Consider the following 19469-nt stretch of genomic DNA (forward strand, 5'->3'; position numbering starts at 1 on the left):
CTTCCTGGCGGTGCGCGGGGGGCTTGGGGTTCGGGGGGGCGCGGGGGTGGGGGGGGTGGCGGGCGGGGCGGGTAGCCCGCCGCCGCTGTCCGGTGCGGCGCTGGAGCCGGGCGTCGTGCCGCCGGGTGCGGGGGCCGCAAAATGACACGCGGGGCGACGGGCGCCCGCCATGCGCGCGGCGTCGTGTCCCTCGAGTTCGTGCTGATGCTGCCGTTCCTGCTGATGGTGCTGATCGGCATCATCGACACGAGCCTGATCCTGTGCGACAAGGCCGTCATCACGAACGCGAGCCGCGAGGCGGCGCGCGCCGGCGTCATGCTGCGCGTGCCGATGCTGACCACGACGCAGATCGCCGGCATCGCGCAGAACGCGATGCAGAACAGCCTGATCACCGGCGGCACCGCGACGACACCGGCGGTGACCGTGACGCAGGCGAACGGCACGACGTCGGGCACCGCGCTGACGGTGACGGTGACCTACACGTATTCGGGGCTCGTGCTGGGCTCCGCGTTCAGTGCGCTCACCGGCCCGGTGACGGTCTCGGCGACGTCGGTGATGCTCTATGAATGACGTGACCGCCACGCCACCAGTCGACGCCGAACGGCAGCGCGGTTCGGTCGCGTTGTTCTTCCTGCTGTTCCTGATTCCGCTGCTGTCGTTCGGCGCGCTGGCGATCGACATCGCGTGGGTAGTCACGGTGAACAACCAGTTGCAGAACGCGGCCGATGCGGCCGCGCTCGCCGGCGCCGATGCGATGATGTCGCCGAGCGGCGGCGTGCTGAACTGGTCGCAGGCCGCGCCGGCGGCGAATGGCGTGATCGCGCAGAACTCGGCGGCCGGCGCGGCGTTGTCGACCGGCACGGTGACCACCGGATACTGGAACGTGACGCGCAATCCCGCCTCCATGCAGCCGACGACCATCACGCCGGGCCAGTACGACGTGCCGGCGGTGCAGGTCACCGTGTCGCGCGCGCCCGGTGTGAACGGCGGCTCGATTCCGCTGCTGCTCGGCGGGCTGCTGGGCATTCCGGGCGCGTCCGACAGCGCGACCGCCGTGGCGGTGCTGGCGGCGCCGGGCGGGGTGGCGGCAGGCGGGCTGTTTCCGATCGCGATCGACCAGTGCGTGTACAACCTGTACTGGAACGCAGCGACCAACCAGCCGCTGATCAATCCGCTGACGGGCCAGCCGTACGAATTCTCGATCACGAACGGCCAGATCTACGGCCTGCTGTGCATGGGCGGGCAGTGGACGTCGTTCCAGTCGACCGCGACCGACACGACGACGATGGGCGGCCTGATGGTGACCGGCAACCCGACGACGCTCAACATCGGCGACAGCATCAACCTCGCGACCGGTGTGAAGGCGACGCTCTACACGTCGGTGCCGGTCGGCACGACGGTAGTGCTGCCGGTCGTCACGCAGACCGCGACCAGCACCACCGTGCCGATCGTCGCGTTCGCGCCGTTCCATATCGACGTGTCGCTGGGCGGCACCTACAAGTACGTGCAGGGCCACTTCGTCGCCGGCGTGAAGATGACGGGCGTCGCAACCGGCGTCGGGCCGTATTACGGCATATACGTGCCGCCGCGGCTCGCGTTCTGAGCCCCCGGGCCGGCGCGGCGCAGCAGCACGAGGAGCGCGAACAGCGTCACGACCGGGCCGATCTGCGGCCCTTGCAGCCACGGGTTCAGGTATTCGACGGCCGGCAGCAGCCACATGAGCGCGATCGCGGTCTGCTCGCCGCGCAGCCAGCCGTCCTGCCAGCCGATCGCCAGCAGGCACGCGATCGCGATGCCGAGCCAGGCGAGCTCGTAGTGCCACACGTACGGGTTCGCCGCGAGCGTGGCGACCGCCAGCACCGCCGCGCGCAAGCGGACGTCGCGTGACCGCGTCCACACGATGCAGGCGGCGGAGATCGCCAGCGCCGCGAGGCACGCTTGCGCGGCATACGCGGCGCCAGGCGGCAGGCCCGCGAGGCGGAGCGCGGCGAACGGCGTCGGCGACGCGAGCCAGAACACGATGCCTTGCTCGAGGAGGAGCGTGCGCGCGAGCGCCGTGCCGGCGACGAACAGGCGCAGCGACTCGACGCCGCAGATCAGGACGCTCGACGCGGCGAACGCGGTGGTGGCGAGCGCGGCCCACGCGATCGTGCGCCAGGCGCGCGTGGCGACCAGCACGAACGGGAACAGCAGCGCCATCTGCGGTTTTGCCGACAGCAGGCCGATGCAGAGGCCCGCCAACATCGGCCGACGGTCGGCCCAGCAGACGGCCAGCGCCGCGCACGACGCGGTGAGGAACGTGTTCTGCCCGAACAGCCCGGTGACGAACACGCACGGGGCGGCGAGCAGTGCGAACGCGCCGATGCGCCGCAAGCCGGGGATCGCGCCGAGCCCCGATACGCGTGATGCGGCGAATCCGAACACGACCACCCCGAACGCGACGAACAGCGGATAGCCGACTGCGTACGGCAGCAGCGCCAGCGGCGTCACGAGCAGCAGGTTGGTGGGCGGGTACAGCCACGCGACGAGGTCTTCGCGGCGGAACTGCGGGAACAGGTCGGCCGCCAGCCGGGAGAAGGTCGGCAGATCGTACGCTTGCCACGGTGAGCCATGCAGCATCACGTACGACGCCGACCAGAACACCGCGTAGTCGGGGCCCGGGCGCGACGGCGCGGTGGCGGGCGCATGACGGACGACGGCTATCCAGATCGCGACGAACAATGCATAGCACGCGAGCGCGACCGCGCTGTACGCAACGACGCGCCGGGGTGTCAGCCATGCGCGGACGGGAGGGGCCGCCGATCGTATCGATTGCCGGATGAGATCCATGCGTCGTGCGCGCGGTTACTTGACGGACGCTTTCCGCGCGGCGCCGTGGCCGGCTGCTGCGGGCGGAGCCGTCCGCCTGCGGGCTGCATGCGTGCGCTTGAGCGGAAACTGCAGCAGCTTCGACGCCGGATGCGCGGCGGCGTCCCGCTGCGCGCGATAGCGTCGCCGCACGAGATAGACCGGGCGCTGCTTGGATTCGTGATAGATGCGGCCGAGATATTCGCCGATCACGCCGATGCCGATCAGCTGTATGCCGCCGACGAACAGCATCACGGAGATGAGCGACGCATAGCCGTGCACGGGGTTGCCGAACAGCAGCGTGCGCATGACGATGAAGGCGCCGTAGACGAAGGACAGCACGGCGAACGCGAGGCCGATGTAGGTCCACACGCGCAGCGGCACGGTGCTGAAGCTGGTGATGCCTTCGAGCGCGAAGTTCCAGCGGCGCCATCCGGAGAATTTGGAGCGGCCGCCGCTGCGCGGCGCGCGCATGTATTCGATGATCTCGATGCGATAGCCGACCCACGCGAACAGGCCTTTCATGAAGCGCCGCCGCTCGGGCAGCGCGCGCAGCGCGTCGACGACCTGGCGATCCATCAGGCGGAAATCGCCGACGTTCTCGGGCATCTCGACTTCGGAGAGATGGTTGTGCACGCGGTAGTAGAGCGCGGCGGCCACGCGCTGCATCAGCGGGTCGCACCTGCGGTCGGTGCGCTTCGCGGCGACGACCTCGGCGCCGGCGAGCCAGCGTTCGACCATTGCGGGGATCAGCGCGGGCGGGTCCTGCAGGTCGGCGTCGATCAGGATCACGGCGGCGCCGGCGGCTTCGTCGATGCCGGCGGTGAGCGCGGCTTCCTTGCCGAAGCGACGGGTGAGATCGACGATGCGCACGCGCGGGTCGCCGGCGGCGACGTCGATCAGCCTGCCGAGTGTGTCGTCGCGGCTGCCGTCGTTGATGCAGACGATCTCGAAACGGACCGACTCGACCGATTCGAGGATCGGCAGCGTCGTGGCAAAGAACGCGTCGATGGCTTCTTCCTCGTCGTGGAGCGGCACGACGAGCGAGACCAGTGGCTTTCTGGCATGCGCGGACATACGTCCCCCGAGAGATCCGGCCTGCGCTGCGCCGTATGGATCCGGTCGTCGTCCGCGGCGGGCCGGACGACTGGCGTTCTGAACATTGTAGGCAGGAATCGGGGATTCGTAACACGAATTGATGCCGGCGCGGCGATGAGCGCACGGCCGCGAGGTTGACCGGCCGGATGTTCGGGGCGGTGGCGTTGTGTCCGCGCGAGCGCGACCCGGTGTGCGATTTCCAGGCGCGGCCACCGGCATGGGCAGGGGGCCGCTGCGACGCGCGACGATCGGCTCAGAGGGCGCGAACGACCGCGGCGCGCGGGCCGCGGCGTGCAAGCCGGGCGCGCCGCAGCAGCACGAGCAACGCGATCGTCGTCACGAGCGGCCCGATCTGCGGCAGATGCAGCCACGGATTCAGGAACTCGTACAACGGCAGTGCCCACAGGACGGCCACGAGACTTTGCTCGCCGCGCAGCCAGCCGTCCTGCGAGCCGAGGGCGATCATGCAGGCGATCGGGATGCACAGCCAGGATAGTTCGTAATGCCAGATATAGGGATTCACGGCAAGCGTGGCGATGACCAGCATGGCGCCGCGCAGCCGCGCGTCCCGGTGGCGGCGCCAGACGACGCACGCGGCCGCGATCGCGATCGCGGCGATGGCGGCTTGCCCGGCATAGGCGAGCGTCAGCGGCAGGCCGGCGAGACGAAACGCCGCGAACGGCGTCGGCGACGCAAACCAGAACGGAACGCCATGCTCGATGATCAGTGAACGCAGCGCGCCGGTGTTCTGCGTGAAGAGATGGAGCGATTCGATGCCGCCCGTCGCGATGCCCAGCGCGGTGAAGGCCGTTGCGAAGGCCGCGGCCCACGCAAATGCGCGCCACGCGCGCGCGGCAATCAGCACGAACGGGAACAGCAACGCGAGTTGCGGCTTGACCGACAGGAGTCCGATGAAGAAGCCGGCCAGCATCGGCCGCCGGTCGACGAAATGCACGGCGAGCGCCGCGCACGCCGCGGTCAGCATCGCATTCTGCCCGTACGTCGCGGTGACGAGCACGCCCGGGCACGCGACCAGCGCAAGCCAGCCGACGCGTTTCGCGCCGGGCGTCGCCGCAAGCCCCGACACGCGCCAGGCCGCTACCCCGAGCAGCACGATGCCGAGCGCGACGAACAGCGGATAGCCGATTGCATGGGGCAGCAGCGCGAAGGGTGCGACCACCAGCAGATACGTGGGCGGATACAGCCACGGCAGGAACGCATAGTGGGCCGCGGTCGGGAACAGGTCGACGAGCACCCGCGAGAACGCGGGGACGTCGTAGATCTGCCATGGCGAACCGTGGCGCATCAGATGGGACGCGGACCAGAACACCATGAACCCCGAGCCCGGGCGGAACACGCCCGGGTCGGTCGAGAGGAAGCCGATCCGGACCAGGACCGTCATGAACAGCACGCCGACCGTCAGCATGACCGTGCTGTACAGCGCGATGCGTCCGGACGTCAGCCAGACGCGGACAGGGCATTCGTCGGCTGGTATCGATGAGCTGGAAATATCCATGGGTTGCTACTTGACCGACAGATTGCGCGCGACCGCCGCGCTCGCGACGGCCGGCTGCCGTCGCCGGGCCGCGGCGACGCGCCGGACCGGAAACTGCAGCAGCTTCGCGGCGGCGGGCTGTGCGGCGTGCCGCGCCGGGTGCTGGCCCACCAGCGCGTCGGCGCGGTAGCGTCGCCGCACGAGATAGACCGGGCGCTGCTTGGACTCGTGATAGATGCGGCCGAGGTATTCGCCGATCACGCCGATGCCGATCAGCTGGATGCCGCCGACGAACAGCATCACGGAGATGAGCGACGCGTAGCCGTGCACGGGGTTGCCGAACAGCAGCGTGCGCATGACGATGAAGGCGCCGTAGACGAAGGACAGCACGGCGAACGCGAGGCCGATGTAGGTCCACACGCGCAGCGGCACGGTGCTGAAGCTGGTGATGCCTTCGAGCGCGAAGTTCCAGCGGCGCCATCCGGAGAATTTGGAGCGGCCGCCGCTGCGCGGCGCGCGCATGTATTCGATGATCTCGATGCGATAGCCGACCCACGCGAACAGGCCTTTCATGAAGCGCCGCCGCTCGGGCAGCGCGCGCAGCGCGTCGACGACCTGGCGATCCATCAGGCGGAAATCGCCGACGTTCTCGGGCATCTCGACTTCGGAGAGATGGTTGTGCACGCGGTAGTAGAGCGCGGCGGCCACGCGCTGCATCAGCGGGTCGCACCTGCGGTCGGTGCGCTTCGCGGCGACGACCTCGGCGCCGGCGAGCCAGCGTTCGACCATTGCGGGGATCAGCGCGGGCGGGTCCTGCAGGTCGGCGTCGATCAGGATCACGGCGGCGCCGGCGGCTTCGTCGATGCCGGCGGTGAGCGCGGCTTCCTTGCCGAAGCGGCGGGTGAGATCGACGATGCGCACGCGCGGGTCGCCGGCGGCGACGTCGATCAGCCTGCCGAGCGTGTCGTCGCGGCTGCCGTCGTTCACGCAAACGATTTCGAAGCGCGTGGTGCCGATGGATTCGAGGATGGGAAGGGTGGTCGCGAAGAATGCTTCGATCGCTTCCGCCTCGTCGTGAAAGGGTACGACGAGCGATACCAGTGGTTTTCGGGTGTGCCTGGACATATGTCCCCCCGTGAAATCCGGTCTGCGCCGCATTGTCTGGTCCGGTTGTCGCCGACCTTGCGGAAACGGGTCCGGATCGGCGCAATTCTTGTGTGTCTTCTGTTTGTAATGTTCTCGTCCGTTCGCCGCGAACCTCGGCGGCAAGCGGGACAGATCATTGTACGCACGAATGACGTGGCGGTGACGGCGTGCGCGGGTTTGCTCGGGGCAGGGATTTCAGCGATAGGGCAGCGCGCGGCGTCGCCATCGGAGACCGCAACGCACGCACGCGCAACGGTTAGCATGTCGATTCCACGACGACGGTGATGGAGAGGGGCATGCAAGTCCAGGATCTGACAGGTGCGCCGCTGGATTACTGGGTCGCGGTCGCGGAAGGGCACGACGCCCCGCGCGCCGATGCTTCCGGATGTACGTCGATTCGCCCGGCGGGCGGTGTGCCGGCGCCCTTCGCGCCGTCGACGTCGTGGACGGACGGCGGCCCGATCGTCGAGCGCTTGCCGTTTGCCGCGTTCGAGCGCGACGGCGGGTGCGGCGCGTGGCGGGCGGTGCTGCACCGGGCCGTGCCGGCCGCGGGCGAGCGCTGCACGTTCAACCAGTCCGGCCCGACGTTGCTGGTCGCCGCGATGCGCACGCTCGTCGCGTCGACGTTCGGTGACGACGTGCCCGACCTCGATTTGGCGCGGCCACGCTGATCGCAGCCATGCGTGTCATCGTTCAGGCCGATACGTTGCGGATCGCGATCGATGCGACATCGACGCGCCGCGGCAGGATCGCGTCGGCCGCCGCGCGGTCGGCGACACGCTGCAGCACGTCGATGTCCGCGCCGCTGAGGCTGCGCTGCGCGAGCGCGGCCCGGCGCGCGATGTCGGTGGCCGCGTCGGGCGGCAGGCGCGTGAGCGACGCATAGACGCTCGCATAGTCGGCCGGATGCGCGAGCGCCCATTGGCCCGCGCGGGCGAGCCGCTCCAGCACGTCGGCGAGCGCCCCGCGCTTCGCGCGATCGTCGAGGGTTTCGATCGGCGACGTCAGGAATGCCAGCCCGGAATTGATGCCGCTGCCGTCGCGGACGATGCGCGCGCCGCGCCGAATCGCATGCCCGTAGTACGGGTCGAACGTCGCCCAGATGCCGATCCGCTTTGCCTCGAACGCGGCGAACGCATCGACGGGCAGCACGAAGCGCACGTCGACATCACGCGGCGCGAGGCCGTGTTCGCGCAGCGCGCCGTACAACTGGTACTGCGAGATGCTGCCGCGCGCGGACGACACGACGACGGTTTGCCCTTTCAGGTCGGCGACGGTGCGGACCGGCGAATCGGGCTGCACGACGATGCCGAGCGACGCCGGCGAGCCGACGCGCGTCGCGACGATCCGCAACGACGGGTCGCCGAGTGCGGCCGTCAGCACGGGCAGGTCGCCGGCCGGCGCGAGATCGATCGCGCCTGCGCGCTGCGCCTCGAACAGCGGCGCGGCACCCTGGAAGTTGGCCCAGCGGAACCGGTAACGCGTGCCGTCGAGCACGTGCGCGGCTTCCGCGAGCGCGCGCAGGCCGCCGGCCTGGTCGCCCAGCACGAGCGTGACGCCCGACAGGTCGGCGCCGGCCGCATGGGCGGGCCGTGCGATGCCGCCGGCGAGCGGTGCGGCGGCGAGGGCGGCAAGCCGCTGCAGCACGCGGCGGCGCGGCGAGGCGGAGGAGGGATTCATCGGCGGGGTGTCCTCGGTGATCCGCGCGCGGGCGGCGCGGCTGCCGGGCAGGTTACGGAATCGTTTTCCGGCCGACAAACATCGAATCGTGCAATGCATATTCGTGCGGCGACGGCCGGCATGGCAACCATCGCTGCTCGCGGGCTGCAGGCGGGGGCTTACGCGGCGGACGGAACCGTCCGCAGGAACGCGCGTACCGCCGGCGCCTTTTCGAAGCGCCGGTGCGCGAGCGCCAGTTCCGACGTGATCGGCTTGCCGGCGATCGGCCGGTACACGACGCCCGGCAGCGACACGCAGCCGGCGAGCGCATCGGGAATCACCGCGACCCAGCCATTCACGGACACGCACGCGAGCACCGCGAGCAGGCCGCCCGGGCGGGCGGCGATCAGCGGTGCGAAGCGGCCGCGGCGCGCGACTTCGAGCGTGCCGCGCTCCTGTTCGGGTACCGCGAAGCGCGCGTCGGCGAGGTCGGCCGCGCGAATGGCGGCCATCGACGCGTAGCGCGACCCGGCCGGCACGGCCGCGACGAACACGTCGCGCTGCAGCGTGACGACTCGCAGGCCCCCGGGTAGCGGCAGCGGCGGACGCACGTACGCGAGGTCGATCCGGCCGGTGTCGAGCTGGTTCGCGACATCGTCCATCGGCACTTCGCGCAGGTTCAGCTCGATGCGCGGGTGCGCGTCACGAAACGCGCCGACGGTGCGCTGCAGCGTGCCCGAATAAACGGCCGACGACACGTAGCCGATCTCGATCCGGCCGAGTTCGCCGCGCTCGGCCAAGGCGGCGAGTTCGCGGCCGCGCTGCAGATGCTCGACCGCGGCGCGTGCCTCGGCGAGATAGGCCTCGCCGGCCGCGCTCAACGTGACGGCGCGGCGCGACCGGTGAAAGAGGCGCACGCCGAGCACGCGCTCGGCCTCCTGGATCTGCCGCGTGAGCGCGGGCGGCGCCATGTCGAGCGCTTCGGCCGCGCGGGCGAAGTGCAAGTGCTGCGCGACGCTCAGGAACGCGCGTACGTGGCGGAATTCGAGCCGGTCCATGATTGCAATTTTCGTCAATAAAACAGCATCGGCGTGTCAATGACAGGCAATACGGGACAAGCCTAGCATACGGCTCGTCGATCCTGTTCCGGAGTAGCCGATGTCCCAGCCTTCCCCGGCGTCGCGCGCAGGCGCGGCTGCCGCCCCGCGCACGGGCGCCCGCCTGCCCGCCGCCGCGACGCTCGCCGTCGCGTCCGCCACCTGCTCGCTGATCGTGCTCGACACGAACGTCGTGGCCGTGTCGCTGCCGAGCATCGCGCGCAGTTTCCACGCGAGCTTCGCCGATATCGAATGGGTCGTGAGCGCGTACATGACCGCATTCGCCGCATGCCTGCTGCCGGCCGGCGGGCTCGCCGACCGCTTCGGCCGCAAGCGGATGCTCTTCATCGGGCTCGCGCTGTTCTTTCTTGCATCGCTAGGCTGCGGCGTCGCGCCGACTGCCGGCTGGCTGATCGCCGCGCGGGCGGTGAAGGGCGGCGGCGCCGCGCTGCTGCTGACGGCCGCGCTCGCCGTGATCGCGAACCGCTTTCCGGACGGGCGCGAACGGGCGCGCGCATGGGCGATCTGGGGCATGTGCATGGGGATCGCGACGGCCATCGCGCCGCTCGTCGGCGGGGCGATCACGCAATGGATCGGCTGGCGCTGGGTGTTCCTGCTGAACCTGCCCGTCTGCCTGCTGCTCGCGGCCGGTGCGCACGTCGCGATCGACGAGTCGGGCGATCCGCACGCGAAGCGCGTGGACGCGGCCGGCAGCCTGCTGTTCGGCGCGGCGCTCGCGTGCGCGATCGCGGCGCTGATCGGCGCGCCGTTGCACGGATGGCTGTCGGTGGCGACGCTCGGCCGGCTCGCGCTGGCCGCCGCGCTGTTCGCGGCATTCATCGGCGCGGAGCGCTGGCAGGCGCGGCCGATGGTCGATCTCGCGCTGTTTCGCCAGCCGCGCTTCGTCGGCGCCGTACTTGCGATGTTCGGCTATGCGGCGTGCGCGCAGGTGATGATGACGTTCCTGCCGCTGTACCTGCAGAATGCGTTCGGGATGCCGGCGATCGACGCGGGGCTCGGGATGCTGCCGTTCGCGTTCGCGATGATCGCCGGGCCGTCGCTCGGCGCGGCGCTGGCTGCGCGTGTGTCGTCCGGCGGCGTGCTGGCGGGCGGGCTCGCGTTGATCGGGGCGGGCAACCTCGCGACCGCGGCGCTGACGGCCAGCGGCGACTACCGGCTCGTCGCGCTCGGCATGTTCGTGACGGGTTGCGGCGCGGGCATCATGAACGGCGACACGCAGAAGGCAATCATGGCGTGCGTGCCGCCGAACCGCACCGGCATGGCATCGGGCATCAGCACGACGACGCGTTTCTCGGCGATCGTGACGGCCGTCGGCGTGCTCGGCGCGGTGCTGGCGGCGAGCACGCATGCGCGGCTCGACCGGCTGCTGTCCGCCGCGCCCGGCCTGAGCGCATTCGCCGATGCACAGTTCATGTCGAGCCTGCTGGCCGGTGACCTGGCGCGGGCGCTCGAGCGTGTGCCGCCGCCGGCCGCCGGTGCGCTCGCGCAGGCGGCGCCCGTCGCGTTCGCGAGCGGGTTCGCCGATGCGCTGACGGTGAGCGGCGTGCTTGCGTTGGTTGCGGCCGTCGTTGCCTACAAGTTGCTTGCGCAACCAATGCGAGACGGCGCGTGACGCACGGGGCATCTGGCGCGACCCGGCGGAACCATCAAGCTCGCGCGTTCCGGTTTCACGCGGCGTATTCCGGATGTCATCGACGTTCGAGATTCTGCTGCCCGTGTTCGGGCTGATCGAGGCAGGGTTCCTGTGCAGACGGCGCGGGGTGCTTGGGCCGGCATCAGCCCCGGATCTCAACCGATTGATCGGTTGTCGGGCCGTGCGGCGGGTCGACGGAGATTGAAATGCGTATCGGCTGGTTGTCACGCCGATCGATCACGCGCGATCAATGCGACTTCGTCGAGAGGCGATGGATGCGTGCCGCATGGGCGACACGCCGGGGATGCGACGCGTGGCAATGCGTTGCCTGCCTGCGGCGCGTGCGTCGCGCGGGTTCGGGTGTATCGGCCGCGGCCGGCGTGCTGTTCCGCGCGTCCACGTCCACGTCCACGACCGCACCGGCCGCCAGTGCCGCAACCGCCGCAACGGCCGGCTGCATCGCGTCGGCATCAAGCCACGCACGCGTCGCTTCCGCGATCAGCCCGCGCAACCAGCGCACGCCCTCGACGCACTCGCCCGATTCGTTCCAGGTCATCCGGTACACGATGTCCGGCGGTTCGGCCGGCAGCGCGACGGCGGCGAGCGGCAGCAGCTTCGCGTAGTGCCGCGCGAGCCGGTACGTGGTGGTCAGCAGCATGTCGGTGCGCACGAGCGCGTGCGCGGCGAGTTCGAAATGCGGCAGCGTGACGACGATGCGCCGCTGCAGGCCCACGCGTTCGAGCTGCCTGTCGATCGCGCCGGACGCCTCGAGCCATGACGGTGTCGGGCACAGCTGCGGCGCTTCGGCAAACTCGGCCGCCGTCATCGTGCCGCGCCGCGCGAGCGGATGCGTCGCGCGCATCAGGCACACGACGCGATCGTCGAACAGGTCGTCCTGCCGGAACCGCGACGAGCGTGCGGGACGATTGTCGATCACGACGTCGAGTTCGCCGTCGGCCAGTGCGCGCTCGTCGTCGAAGCCGTCGCCGAGCGGGTGAAACACGAGTTGCGCGTCCGGCGCGCGTTCGCGGAACAGCGCGACGAGCTTCGGCACGAACAGCACGTTCAGGTAGTCGGGGCAGCCGATCCGGTAGGTGCGCACCGACGTGCGCGCGTCGAACCTCGGCTGCTGGATGCGGATGAAGTCGATCACGCGCAGCGCGTTGCGCAGCGGTTCGATCAGCCGCGTGCCGAACTCGGTCGGCACCATTCCGTAGCGGCTGCGCACCAGCAGCGGATCACCGAGCAGCGTGCGCAGGCGCTTGAGCGCGGCGCTGGTGGCCGGCTGCGACATGTTCAGGCGCACGGCTGCACGCGACACCGTGCGCTCGGTCAGCAGCACGAGCAGGATGCGCATCAGCCGCGCATCGAGCACGTCGAGCGCGACCGCGGCGTCAGGCGCATCGCCGGGCAGGGCGTTCTGGTCTAGTGGGGCCCGCATGCCGATCCGCCTCCCGGCGACCCGATGCCCGAGTGCGACGCAGCAGCGGGCCGGCGCCGCGTCATTGCGCGAAGGTGCCAGGCCAGCCGACGATCCGCTTCGGGCGCGGCGGCGCGTACGTGCGGACCTTCGACGTCTTCAGCTTCAGGCGCACCAGCGACTCGGCGAGCGCCACCGCGGCCGATACGCCGTCGACGACCGGCACGCCCGTGCATTCCTCGATCTGCCGGTCGAGGCCGGCCATCCCGCCGCAGCCGAGGCAGATCACTTCCGCGTGATCGTCCTTCACCGCGCGCTGCGCCTGGCCGACGATCGACTCGATCGCGCGGGCCGGGTTCTCCTCGAGCTCGAGCACCGCGAGGCCGCTTGCGCGCACCGACGCGCAGCGCGCGTCGAGCCCGGCGAGCTTCAGCCGATCCTCGATCAGCGGCACCGTGCGGTCGAGCGTCGTGACGACCGAGTAGCGGTGGCCGAGCAGCATCGCGACGCTCGCGGCCGCTTCGGTGATGTCGACGACGGGCACCGTCAGCAGTTCCTGCAGGCCTTCGCGGCCGTGTTCGCCGTAGCCGGCCTGGATCACCGCGTCGTACGGCTCGTCGTAGCGCATCACGCGATCCATCACGGCGATCGCCGCGAGGTAGCTCTCGAAGTTGCCTTCGATCGACTCCGCGCCGAAGCGCGGCGTCAGCCCGACGATCTCCGTGCCGGGCGACGCGGCGGCCTGCGCCTGCGCGGCGATCGCGTCGGTGATCGACTCGGTCGTGTTGACGTTGACTACCAGGATCCTCATTGCGACTCCGTATGCAGGTGTTTCAGTGTTGGGCGCAGGCGACCGCGATGGGTTCGCCCGAACGCTCCTCGTAGTGCCGGTTGCGATCGGCCAGCAGCCAGTACACGCTGCCCGCGATGGCCGCGCCGAGCAGCCACGAGAACGGCGTCATCGCGCTGAAGGCCGGCACGACGGCGAGCGTGATCGAGATCAGCGCGGACGGCACGAGCGCCGCGAGCGCCTTGCGGTTCACGCCGCGCGTGTAGAAATAGGCGCCGGTCGGCGCTTCGGTATAGAGGTCGGGCACGTTCACGCGCTGCTTGCGCACGAGCCAGTAGTCGACCGTGATGATTCCGTACAGCGGGCCGAGCAGCGCGCCGAGGCCGGACAGGAAGTAGACGATCACGATCGGGCTGTTGTACAGGTTCCACGGCAGGATCAGCACGGCGACCGTCGCGCTGATCAGGCCCGCGCGGCGGAACGACAGGCGGTGCGGCGCGAGGCTCGTCAGCACGAACGCCGGCGCGACGAAGTTCGCCATGATGTTCACCGCGACCGTCACGATCAGGAACGCGAGGCAGCCGAGCACGAGGAACAGCTTGTTCGGCACCGTCGCGATGATCTCCGTCGGGCTGTGGATGATGTGGCCGTTCAGCTTGAACTGCGCGCCGGCGAGCACGAAGCTGATCGTCGCGAACACGAGGATGTTGACCGGCAGGCCCCAGAAGTTGCCGACGCGCACCGTCTTCGCGCTCGGCGACGAGCGCGCGAAATCGCAGAAGTTGAGCACCAGCGTGCCGTAGATCGCGAGCCACAGCGACCCTCCCGCGAAGATCTCCGTCCACATCCTGAAGCCGGTCAGCGGCTTGCCGATCGACATCGCGAGATGGCCGCCGGTGCGGCTGAACATCCACGCGGCGAGCGACAGCGTGGTGACGAGGATCACCGGGCCGGCGAGCCCCTCGTACTTGCGCACCATTTCCATCCCGTACGTGAGGATGCCGATCTGCACGAGCCAGATCGCGACGAACGTGACCCAGCCGAGCGTCGACAGCCCGAAGATCGCGTTCTGATCGAATGCGGCGAGGCCCGGCCAGATCGCGGTGAGCAGCACGCGCAGCACGACCGACGCGAGATAGGTCTGGATTCCGAACCATGCGATCGCGATCACCGCGCGGATCATCGCGGGCAGCAGTGCGCCGTAGATGCCGAAGCTCATCCGGCTGATCACCGGGAACGGTACGCCGGTCTTCTGGCCCATGTAGCCGGTGAGGTTCATGAAGCAGTACACGAGCACCGCGCCGATCGCGAGCGATGCGAGCATCTGCCAGCCCGACAGGCCGAGCGCGAACAGCCCGATCGCGAACGAGTAGTTCGCGATGTTGTGCACGTCGTTGGTCCACAGCGCAAAGATGCTGTAGCGGCCCCACGTCCGGCCCTCGGCCTTGGTCGGCGCGAGGTCGGGGTTGTGCAGCCGCGGGCTCAGCGCGGGGTCGCGCGCGGCCGAACCGGTTCGATGCGATGCGTCGTCCGCGCCAGGCACGATGCCCGGGCGGTGGGTGGCTTCCAGTTGCACGCCGTTGTCTCCTTCCATGTGCGGGGCGCGAAACCGGCAACGTGGGAACGCTGCGCCGGCCCGGCCGCCGTGGACGTTATGTCTCGGATTTGTTCGCGAGTATGGAAGGCCGGCAACGCGATGGGAAATTAAATATTCGGTTGGCCGTCATTTGAAAAATGAATGGGAGCGGCCAGCCGCGGTGGCTGGGTAAGGCACGCGAATTGCGCGCCTGCGGGTTCCATCCACATCGACATCAGCGGAGGTGTCATGCAGCGATATTCACTTCGTCATGTATCGCGAGCCGTCTTCGCCGGCATCCTGATTGCGGGCCTGGCGGCAGGTGCGGGCTGCCAGAAGAAGAGCGACAACGGTGGCACAAGCTCGGACTCGAGCGCAACGGGCGGCATGTCGGCTGCCCCGTCCACCGCACCGTCGGGTACGCCGAGCAGCGGGGCGGCCGGCAGCAGCGGCGACAGCGGCGCGAGCATGCCGGGCGCGGCTTCCGCGCCGGGCGGCGCGAGCGGCGGCTGACGCGCGGGGCGGACGTCGCGCCGGCTGCGCGCGGGTGCGCCGTCCGTATGAAGGGTGCCGTGCCGGTCTGGCACGTGCGCCCGGAGACGTGCGTGCCCGGCCGCGCACATGAAAGATTTGCAAGGACCGTTGTAGCGATTCCCGGACCGGCGGCGGCAGCCCTGATGCCGGCGCGCGCGGGCCGGACAAGGAGGTGCAATGCAGAACGCGGAATCGACCCCGACCCCTGAAAAGCAGCGGGAACAGATCGAGAAGAGCCCGGTGAAGACGCCGGCGGCCGGCGACATGCCCGACGCGGCGACCCAGGCGGCGCAGGTCGCGCAGCGTCCGCTGACACCCGAGAAGATCGCCGGGAAAATGCCGACCGGCCTGCCGCCGATCGAGCGCGGCACGCAGGCGCCCGACAGCGACGATCCCGTGCGGCGAGCGGCCGCCCGGATCCCGACGCTCGACAACGCGAACATGGCGATGACCGACAACACGGTCGACGTCGACGGCAAGGGCATGGAAGCTGCCGCGGGCGCGTCGAAGTGGCACGACAACGTGATTTATTCGAACGCATCGCTCGACGAAGCGGTCGAGACGCCCGACGAAGGGCTCGGCGGGATCGAGAGCCGGCCGTCCGGCAACATGCCGCAGATCGCGACGCGGCCGGGCTGGCGCGTACGCCATGTCGGCGATGTCGACGTCGAGCACGGCGACGGCACGCGCGCCGAGCATGTGATCGTCCTGGAGCGGAACAACTGAGCGCGTGACGGCAGGATGCGGCGGGCGGCACGATCGCGCCGCCCGCCGCCATCATCGGCGGTCCTTATTGCGGACCGAGTTCCTGCGCGGACGCATCGGCGTCGTTGCCCTGCGCAACCAGCACGTGGATATCGTTCGGCGTCACGTCGCCGACCCCGCCCGACGGGATCGTCAGCAGCAGCCAGTCGGCGTTGTTGTTGATGGTGACCGGCGCGGTCTTGAGGATCGGCGTCTTGCTGCCGGCCGTCGTGACGATCACCTGGTAGCTGCCGCCGTTCAGGTAGATCGAATCCTGCGTCGTTGCCGGCACCGCGTTCTGGTAAGCCGTGCCCGCGAGCGTCGGGCTTTGCGTCGTGATGTCGGTGCCGGGCGGGACGACGTACACGTCGACGTTCTGCGCGTTCGGCGACGCGTTGAAGCTGCGCACGCGCGCCTTGTCCGACAGCAGGCCCTTGTCGTACGGATCGTCGATCACGGAGATCAGCGACGTCGTGCTCGGCAGTGCGATCGTCGTGTAGTGATGGCCGTTCGCCGCGCTGAACGACTGCGCGGCGATGGTCGACGTCGTGCCGGAGATGTCGTAGCTCGCGTTCTGCGTGCCCGAGTCGACGTCGTGATAGCGCGTCACGCCCTTGTACGCGATGTTGCCCTGGTCGAGCTTCGCGTTCAGGTAGTAGTCGAGGTTGGGCCCGGCCGGCACCGCGTTGATGAAGCGCGCCTGCGGCTTCGAGATGCCGAGTTCGGTCCCGGCGTCGTCGCCGCCGCCGCACGCTGCGAGTACGGAAATGACCGAGCACAGGGCCACTATCGTTCGTATTGATTTCATGTCGTCCTCTCGTTCAGGAAACCTGCTTGCGATGCGGGATCGCCGCGCGAAGGATCGCGCGGTGCGCAGCGCCGGTTGGAAGGAAGATGGCTGTCCGCCGGATGGCGGGCGCGGAGAGGACGCAAGCGATGTGCCTGTGCGGAGAAAAAGCCAGCGAACGGCGACCGCGCGGGGGCGCGAAGCGCGCACGCGCCGGGCTGGCGGCGTGCGCGGGATGACACGGGGAACGTTGGGGCGGGCCGCGCGATCGGCGCGGTTGTAAAAAGGCAGCGTCGCGCGGGCGGCGCGCTGTGTCAGCGGTTCACGAGCCGGGCCGGATACGCGAGCGCGAGTGCGCAGCCGACCAGCATGCACGCGGCGAAGCCGTACAGCCCCGCGCTTTGCGAATGGAACGTATCGCGCAGCCAGCCGATGAAGTACGTACTGCCGAACCCGCCAAGGTTGGCGATCGAGCACGCGAACGCGATCCCGCCGGCGGCGGCCGAGCCCTTCAGGAACGTCGAAGGCAAGGCCCAGACGACCGGCATGGCGGCGGCCGCGCCCGCGTTGATCAGCGAGAACAGCAGGACCGTGCCGAACGTGCCGTGCGACGACGATGCCGCGATCGCCAGCGCGACGGCCGATACCACGAACGGTACGACGATATGCCAGCGGCGTTCGCGCGCGCGGTCGGAACTGGCGCCGCAGTACAGCGTGGCGAGCACGGCCGCGGCATTCGGGATCACCATCAGCCAGCCGATGTGATACGCATCCTTCACGCCCGTGTCGCGCAGGATCGTCGGCAGCCAGAAGCTCACCGCATAGAGGCCGAGCAGCACGCACAGGTCGATCAGGCCGAGCGCCCACACCTTCGGATCGGAGAACGCCTTGCCGAGCGCATGGCTCTTGTTGCCGGACGGATCGGCGTCGAGGTTCGCACGCAATGCATGCTTCTCGTCGGCACTGAGCCACTGCGCGGATTCGATGCTGTTGGGCAACCAGCGCAGCACCGCGAAGCCGAGCAGCACCGACGGCAGCGCTTCGAGCAGGAACAGCCACTGCCAGCCGCCGAGCCCGTGCGTGCCGTCGAACGCGCGCATGATCCACCCGGAGATCGGGCTGCCGATCATGCTCGACAGCGGCAGCCCGACCATGAACAGCGCGACGATGCGCGCGCGGCGTGCATCGGGATACCACTGCGTCAGGTACAGCAGCACGCCGGGCAGGAAGCCGGCCTCGGCCGCGCCGAGCAGGAAGCGCACGATATAGAACTGCATCGGCGTGTGCACGAACATCGTCGCACCCGACAGCAGGCCCCACGTGATCATGATCCGCGCGATCCACAGCTTTGCGCCGACGCGTTGGAGCACCAGGTTGCTCGGGACTTCGAACAGGATGTAGCCGGCGAAGAACAGGCCGGCGCCGAGCCCGTACACGGTATCGCTGAACTTCAGCGCGTCGAGCATCTGGAGTTTCGCGAGCCCGATGTTGATGCGGTCGAGATAGGCCGCGAAGTAGCACAGGCAGAAGAGGGTGATCAGGCGCAGCGTGACCTTGCGATAGAGATTGCCGTGCAGCGCGTCGTCGGGGGAAACGGCGGCGCTCGGGTGTGCGGTAGACATGGGATTGCCCCTGTTCGAATGTGACGGATGAATGGGTGGCCGATCGACGCGAGCGGTCATTCCGCTGCGCACTGGAGTCTGTATATCACGGCAATTAAATAGCGTACACACTAGAAAATACCGGGGCGCACAGGCACGATTCCGGCCGCGTGACGGAAAGCGATTTCGTGAGAAATGCCACGTGTTTAACGAGGTTTTTGATGGATTCGTATGCACGTTGAAAGCGGACGGGGAGACGAAGTCACATGCACAAAATTCGTGCGTATGCGCTTAAAAGTGAAGTGTGTGCACGAAAGTCCGCCGATGTGCGCAAGCACGTGCGCGGCAGCAGGGTCGAACGCGCATGGCTCGCCGTCTCGGCGGCGTTCGCGGCCGGCAATGCTCAGCCGTCGGGCGATCGTCAGGCGCGCTGCGCGCCGGCTGCTGCGAATCCTGATGCACCGCAATGAAGCGGCAACCCGGCTGCGGGCCCGGTCGAATTGAGGGTGTACACTGCTTGCCTTTCCATTACACGTGGCGCGGGCCTGCACTTTCATGGCGTCTTCCAAGGATTCCTACGACTTTCACGACCAGGTCGGGCACCTGCTGCGTCGCGCGTATCAGCGGCACGTGTCGATCTTCCAGGAGGCGATCCCCGATTCGGATCTCACGGCCGCGCAGTTCGTCACGCTGTGTGCGGTCAAGGAGCGCCAGGGGTGCTCGCTGAACGACATCGTCAAGGCGACCGCGATCGACCAGGCGACGATTCGCGGCGTGGTCGACCGGCTGAAGGCGCGCGCGCTGATCGAGGTGCTGCCCGATCCGAACGACGGCCGCAAGCTGATCGTGCGCGCAACCGCGACCGGCCTCGCGTTGATCGACCGCACGGTGCCGTTCGCGCGGCAGGTGACGGAGCGCACGTATGGCGCGCTCAATCCGGGCGAGCGGGTCGCGCTGCAGTTCCTGCTGCGCAAGATGATGGAAGAGGACGGCGACGCGTGATGCGCGCCGCTCGCGGGGA

Annotated in this window: 18 protein-coding genes and 1 pseudogene; 7 read left to right on the top strand and 12 right to left on the bottom strand. The window is 69.2% G+C overall.

The features are described 5' to 3' along the window. Window positions 1–141 precede the first annotated feature (141 nt). Window positions 142–570, top strand: coding sequence for a TadE/TadG family type IV pilus assembly protein (locus C5O79_RS33470; RefSeq protein ID WP_046549839.1), 429 nt, complete (start codon window positions 142–144; stop codon window positions 568–570). Further along, the gene (locus C5O79_RS33475) at window positions 563–1603 is read left to right on the top strand and encodes a TadG family pilus assembly protein (RefSeq protein WP_124474528.1); all 1041 of its coding nucleotides are present in this window, start codon (window positions 563–565) and stop codon (window positions 1601–1603) included. Before C5O79_RS33470 ends, C5O79_RS33475 begins: the two co-directional genes overlap by 8 nt. Here C5O79_RS33475 and C5O79_RS33480 read toward each other — a convergent pair. The 4 genes from C5O79_RS33480 to C5O79_RS33495 form a co-directional block, all read right to left on the bottom strand. After that, window positions 1567–2829, bottom strand: coding sequence for a glycosyltransferase family 87 protein (locus tag C5O79_RS33480; protein ID WP_122475409.1), 1263 nt, complete (start codon window positions 2827–2829; stop codon window positions 1567–1569). The genes C5O79_RS33475 and C5O79_RS33480 overlap by 37 nt on opposite strands. 15 nt (window positions 2830–2844) lie before the next feature. Then, entirely contained in the window at window positions 2845–3924 is a 1080-nt protein-coding gene (locus C5O79_RS33485; protein WP_124493107.1) for a glycosyltransferase family 2 protein, read from the bottom strand. 274 nt (window positions 3925–4198) lie between these two features. Then, window positions 4199–5461, bottom strand: a complete 1263-nt coding sequence (locus C5O79_RS33490) for a glycosyltransferase family 87 protein (RefSeq protein ID WP_124619988.1) — start codon at window positions 5459–5461, stop codon at window positions 4199–4201. Between the two features lie 6 nt (window positions 5462–5467). Further along, window positions 5468–6565 carry a glycosyltransferase family 2 protein gene (locus C5O79_RS33495; RefSeq protein ID WP_131932110.1) on the bottom strand — a complete coding sequence of 366 codons (1098 nt, stop codon included), beginning with the start codon at window positions 6563–6565 and terminating at the stop codon, window positions 5468–5470. Window positions 6566–6882: 317 nt separating this feature from the next. Between C5O79_RS33495 and C5O79_RS33505 the strand changes: the two genes are divergently transcribed. Then, complete coding sequence (locus C5O79_RS33505; RefSeq protein WP_131932114.1) at window positions 6883–7257, top strand: phage protein NinX family protein; 375 nt, start codon at window positions 6883–6885, stop codon at window positions 7255–7257. A 22-nt stretch (window positions 7258–7279) separates the two neighbouring features. On the opposite strand, the gene C5O79_RS33510 is transcribed toward C5O79_RS33505, so the two are convergent. Further along, the gene (locus C5O79_RS33510; protein ID WP_047850225.1) at window positions 7280–8266 is read right to left on the bottom strand and encodes an ABC transporter substrate-binding protein; all 987 of its coding nucleotides are present in this window, start codon (window positions 8264–8266) and stop codon (window positions 7280–7282) included. A gap of 158 nt (window positions 8267–8424) precedes the next feature. Then, the gene (locus tag C5O79_RS33515) at window positions 8425–9303 is read right to left on the bottom strand and encodes a LysR family transcriptional regulator (protein ID WP_047850224.1); all 879 of its coding nucleotides are present in this window, start codon (window positions 9301–9303) and stop codon (window positions 8425–8427) included. Between the two features lie 100 nt (window positions 9304–9403). On the opposite strand from C5O79_RS33515, the gene C5O79_RS33520 reads away from it, so the two are divergent. Next, window positions 9404–10975 carry an MFS transporter gene (locus C5O79_RS33520; RefSeq protein ID WP_047850223.1) on the top strand — a complete coding sequence of 524 codons (1572 nt, stop codon included), beginning with the start codon at window positions 9404–9406 and terminating at the stop codon, window positions 10973–10975. Beyond that, window positions 10947–11165 (top strand): annotated as a pseudogene (locus C5O79_RS38710) (AEC family transporter); the annotation flags it as partial. The gene C5O79_RS33520 and the pseudogene C5O79_RS38710, both read left to right, overlap by 29 nt. A gap of 78 nt (window positions 11166–11243) precedes the next feature. Here the strand turns inward: C5O79_RS38710 and C5O79_RS33530 are convergent. From C5O79_RS33530 to C5O79_RS38715, 4 genes are all read right to left on the bottom strand, one after another. Next, window positions 11244–12437: a LysR family transcriptional regulator gene (locus tag C5O79_RS33530; protein WP_131932116.1), complete on the bottom strand. Its 1194-nt coding sequence runs from the start codon at window positions 12435–12437 to the stop codon at window positions 11244–11246. Window positions 12438–12498: 61 nt separating this feature from the next. Continuing rightward, the gene (locus C5O79_RS33535; RefSeq protein ID WP_011355637.1) at window positions 12499–13227 is read right to left on the bottom strand and encodes an aspartate/glutamate racemase family protein; all 729 of its coding nucleotides are present in this window, start codon (window positions 13225–13227) and stop codon (window positions 12499–12501) included. Between the two features lie 22 nt (window positions 13228–13249). Continuing rightward, the gene (locus C5O79_RS33540; RefSeq protein ID WP_081421067.1) at window positions 13250–14800 is read right to left on the bottom strand and encodes an NCS1 family nucleobase:cation symporter-1; all 1551 of its coding nucleotides are present in this window, start codon (window positions 14798–14800) and stop codon (window positions 13250–13252) included. 251 nt (window positions 14801–15051) lie between these two features. Beyond that, a complete protein-coding gene (locus tag C5O79_RS38715; RefSeq protein ID WP_226148299.1) occupies window positions 15052–15369 on the bottom strand; it encodes a hypothetical protein in 318 nt (105 codons plus the stop codon). A gap of 124 nt (window positions 15370–15493) precedes the next feature. Here C5O79_RS38715 and C5O79_RS33555 point away from each other — a divergent pair, with 124 nt between their 5' ends. Next, window positions 15494–16042: a DUF3005 domain-containing protein gene (locus C5O79_RS33555; RefSeq protein ID WP_131932118.1), complete on the top strand. Its 549-nt coding sequence runs from the start codon at window positions 15494–15496 to the stop codon at window positions 16040–16042. Window positions 16043–16106: 64 nt separating this feature from the next. Here the strand turns inward: C5O79_RS33555 and C5O79_RS33560 are convergent, their stop codons facing one another. Then, window positions 16107–16868 (bottom strand): DUF4397 domain-containing protein, encoded by a 762-nt coding sequence (locus C5O79_RS33560; RefSeq protein WP_046549827.1) that lies wholly within the window; start codon window positions 16866–16868, stop codon window positions 16107–16109. Window positions 16869–17161: 293 nt separating this feature from the next. Then, on the bottom strand, window positions 17162–18469 hold the full coding sequence (locus tag C5O79_RS33570; protein ID WP_046549826.1) for an MFS transporter: 1308 nt from the start codon (window positions 18467–18469) through the stop codon (window positions 17162–17164). A gap of 534 nt (window positions 18470–19003) precedes the next feature. Between C5O79_RS33570 and C5O79_RS33575 the strand changes: the two genes are divergently transcribed. Then, window positions 19004–19450 (top strand): MarR family winged helix-turn-helix transcriptional regulator, encoded by a 447-nt coding sequence (locus C5O79_RS33575; RefSeq protein WP_046549825.1) that lies wholly within the window; start codon window positions 19004–19006, stop codon window positions 19448–19450. Window positions 19451–19469 lie beyond the last annotated feature (19 nt).

It is taken from the genome of Burkholderia sp. SRS-25 (assembly GCF_004343765.1).
Lineage (GTDB): Bacteria > Pseudomonadota > Gammaproteobacteria > Burkholderiales > Burkholderiaceae > Burkholderia > Burkholderia contaminans.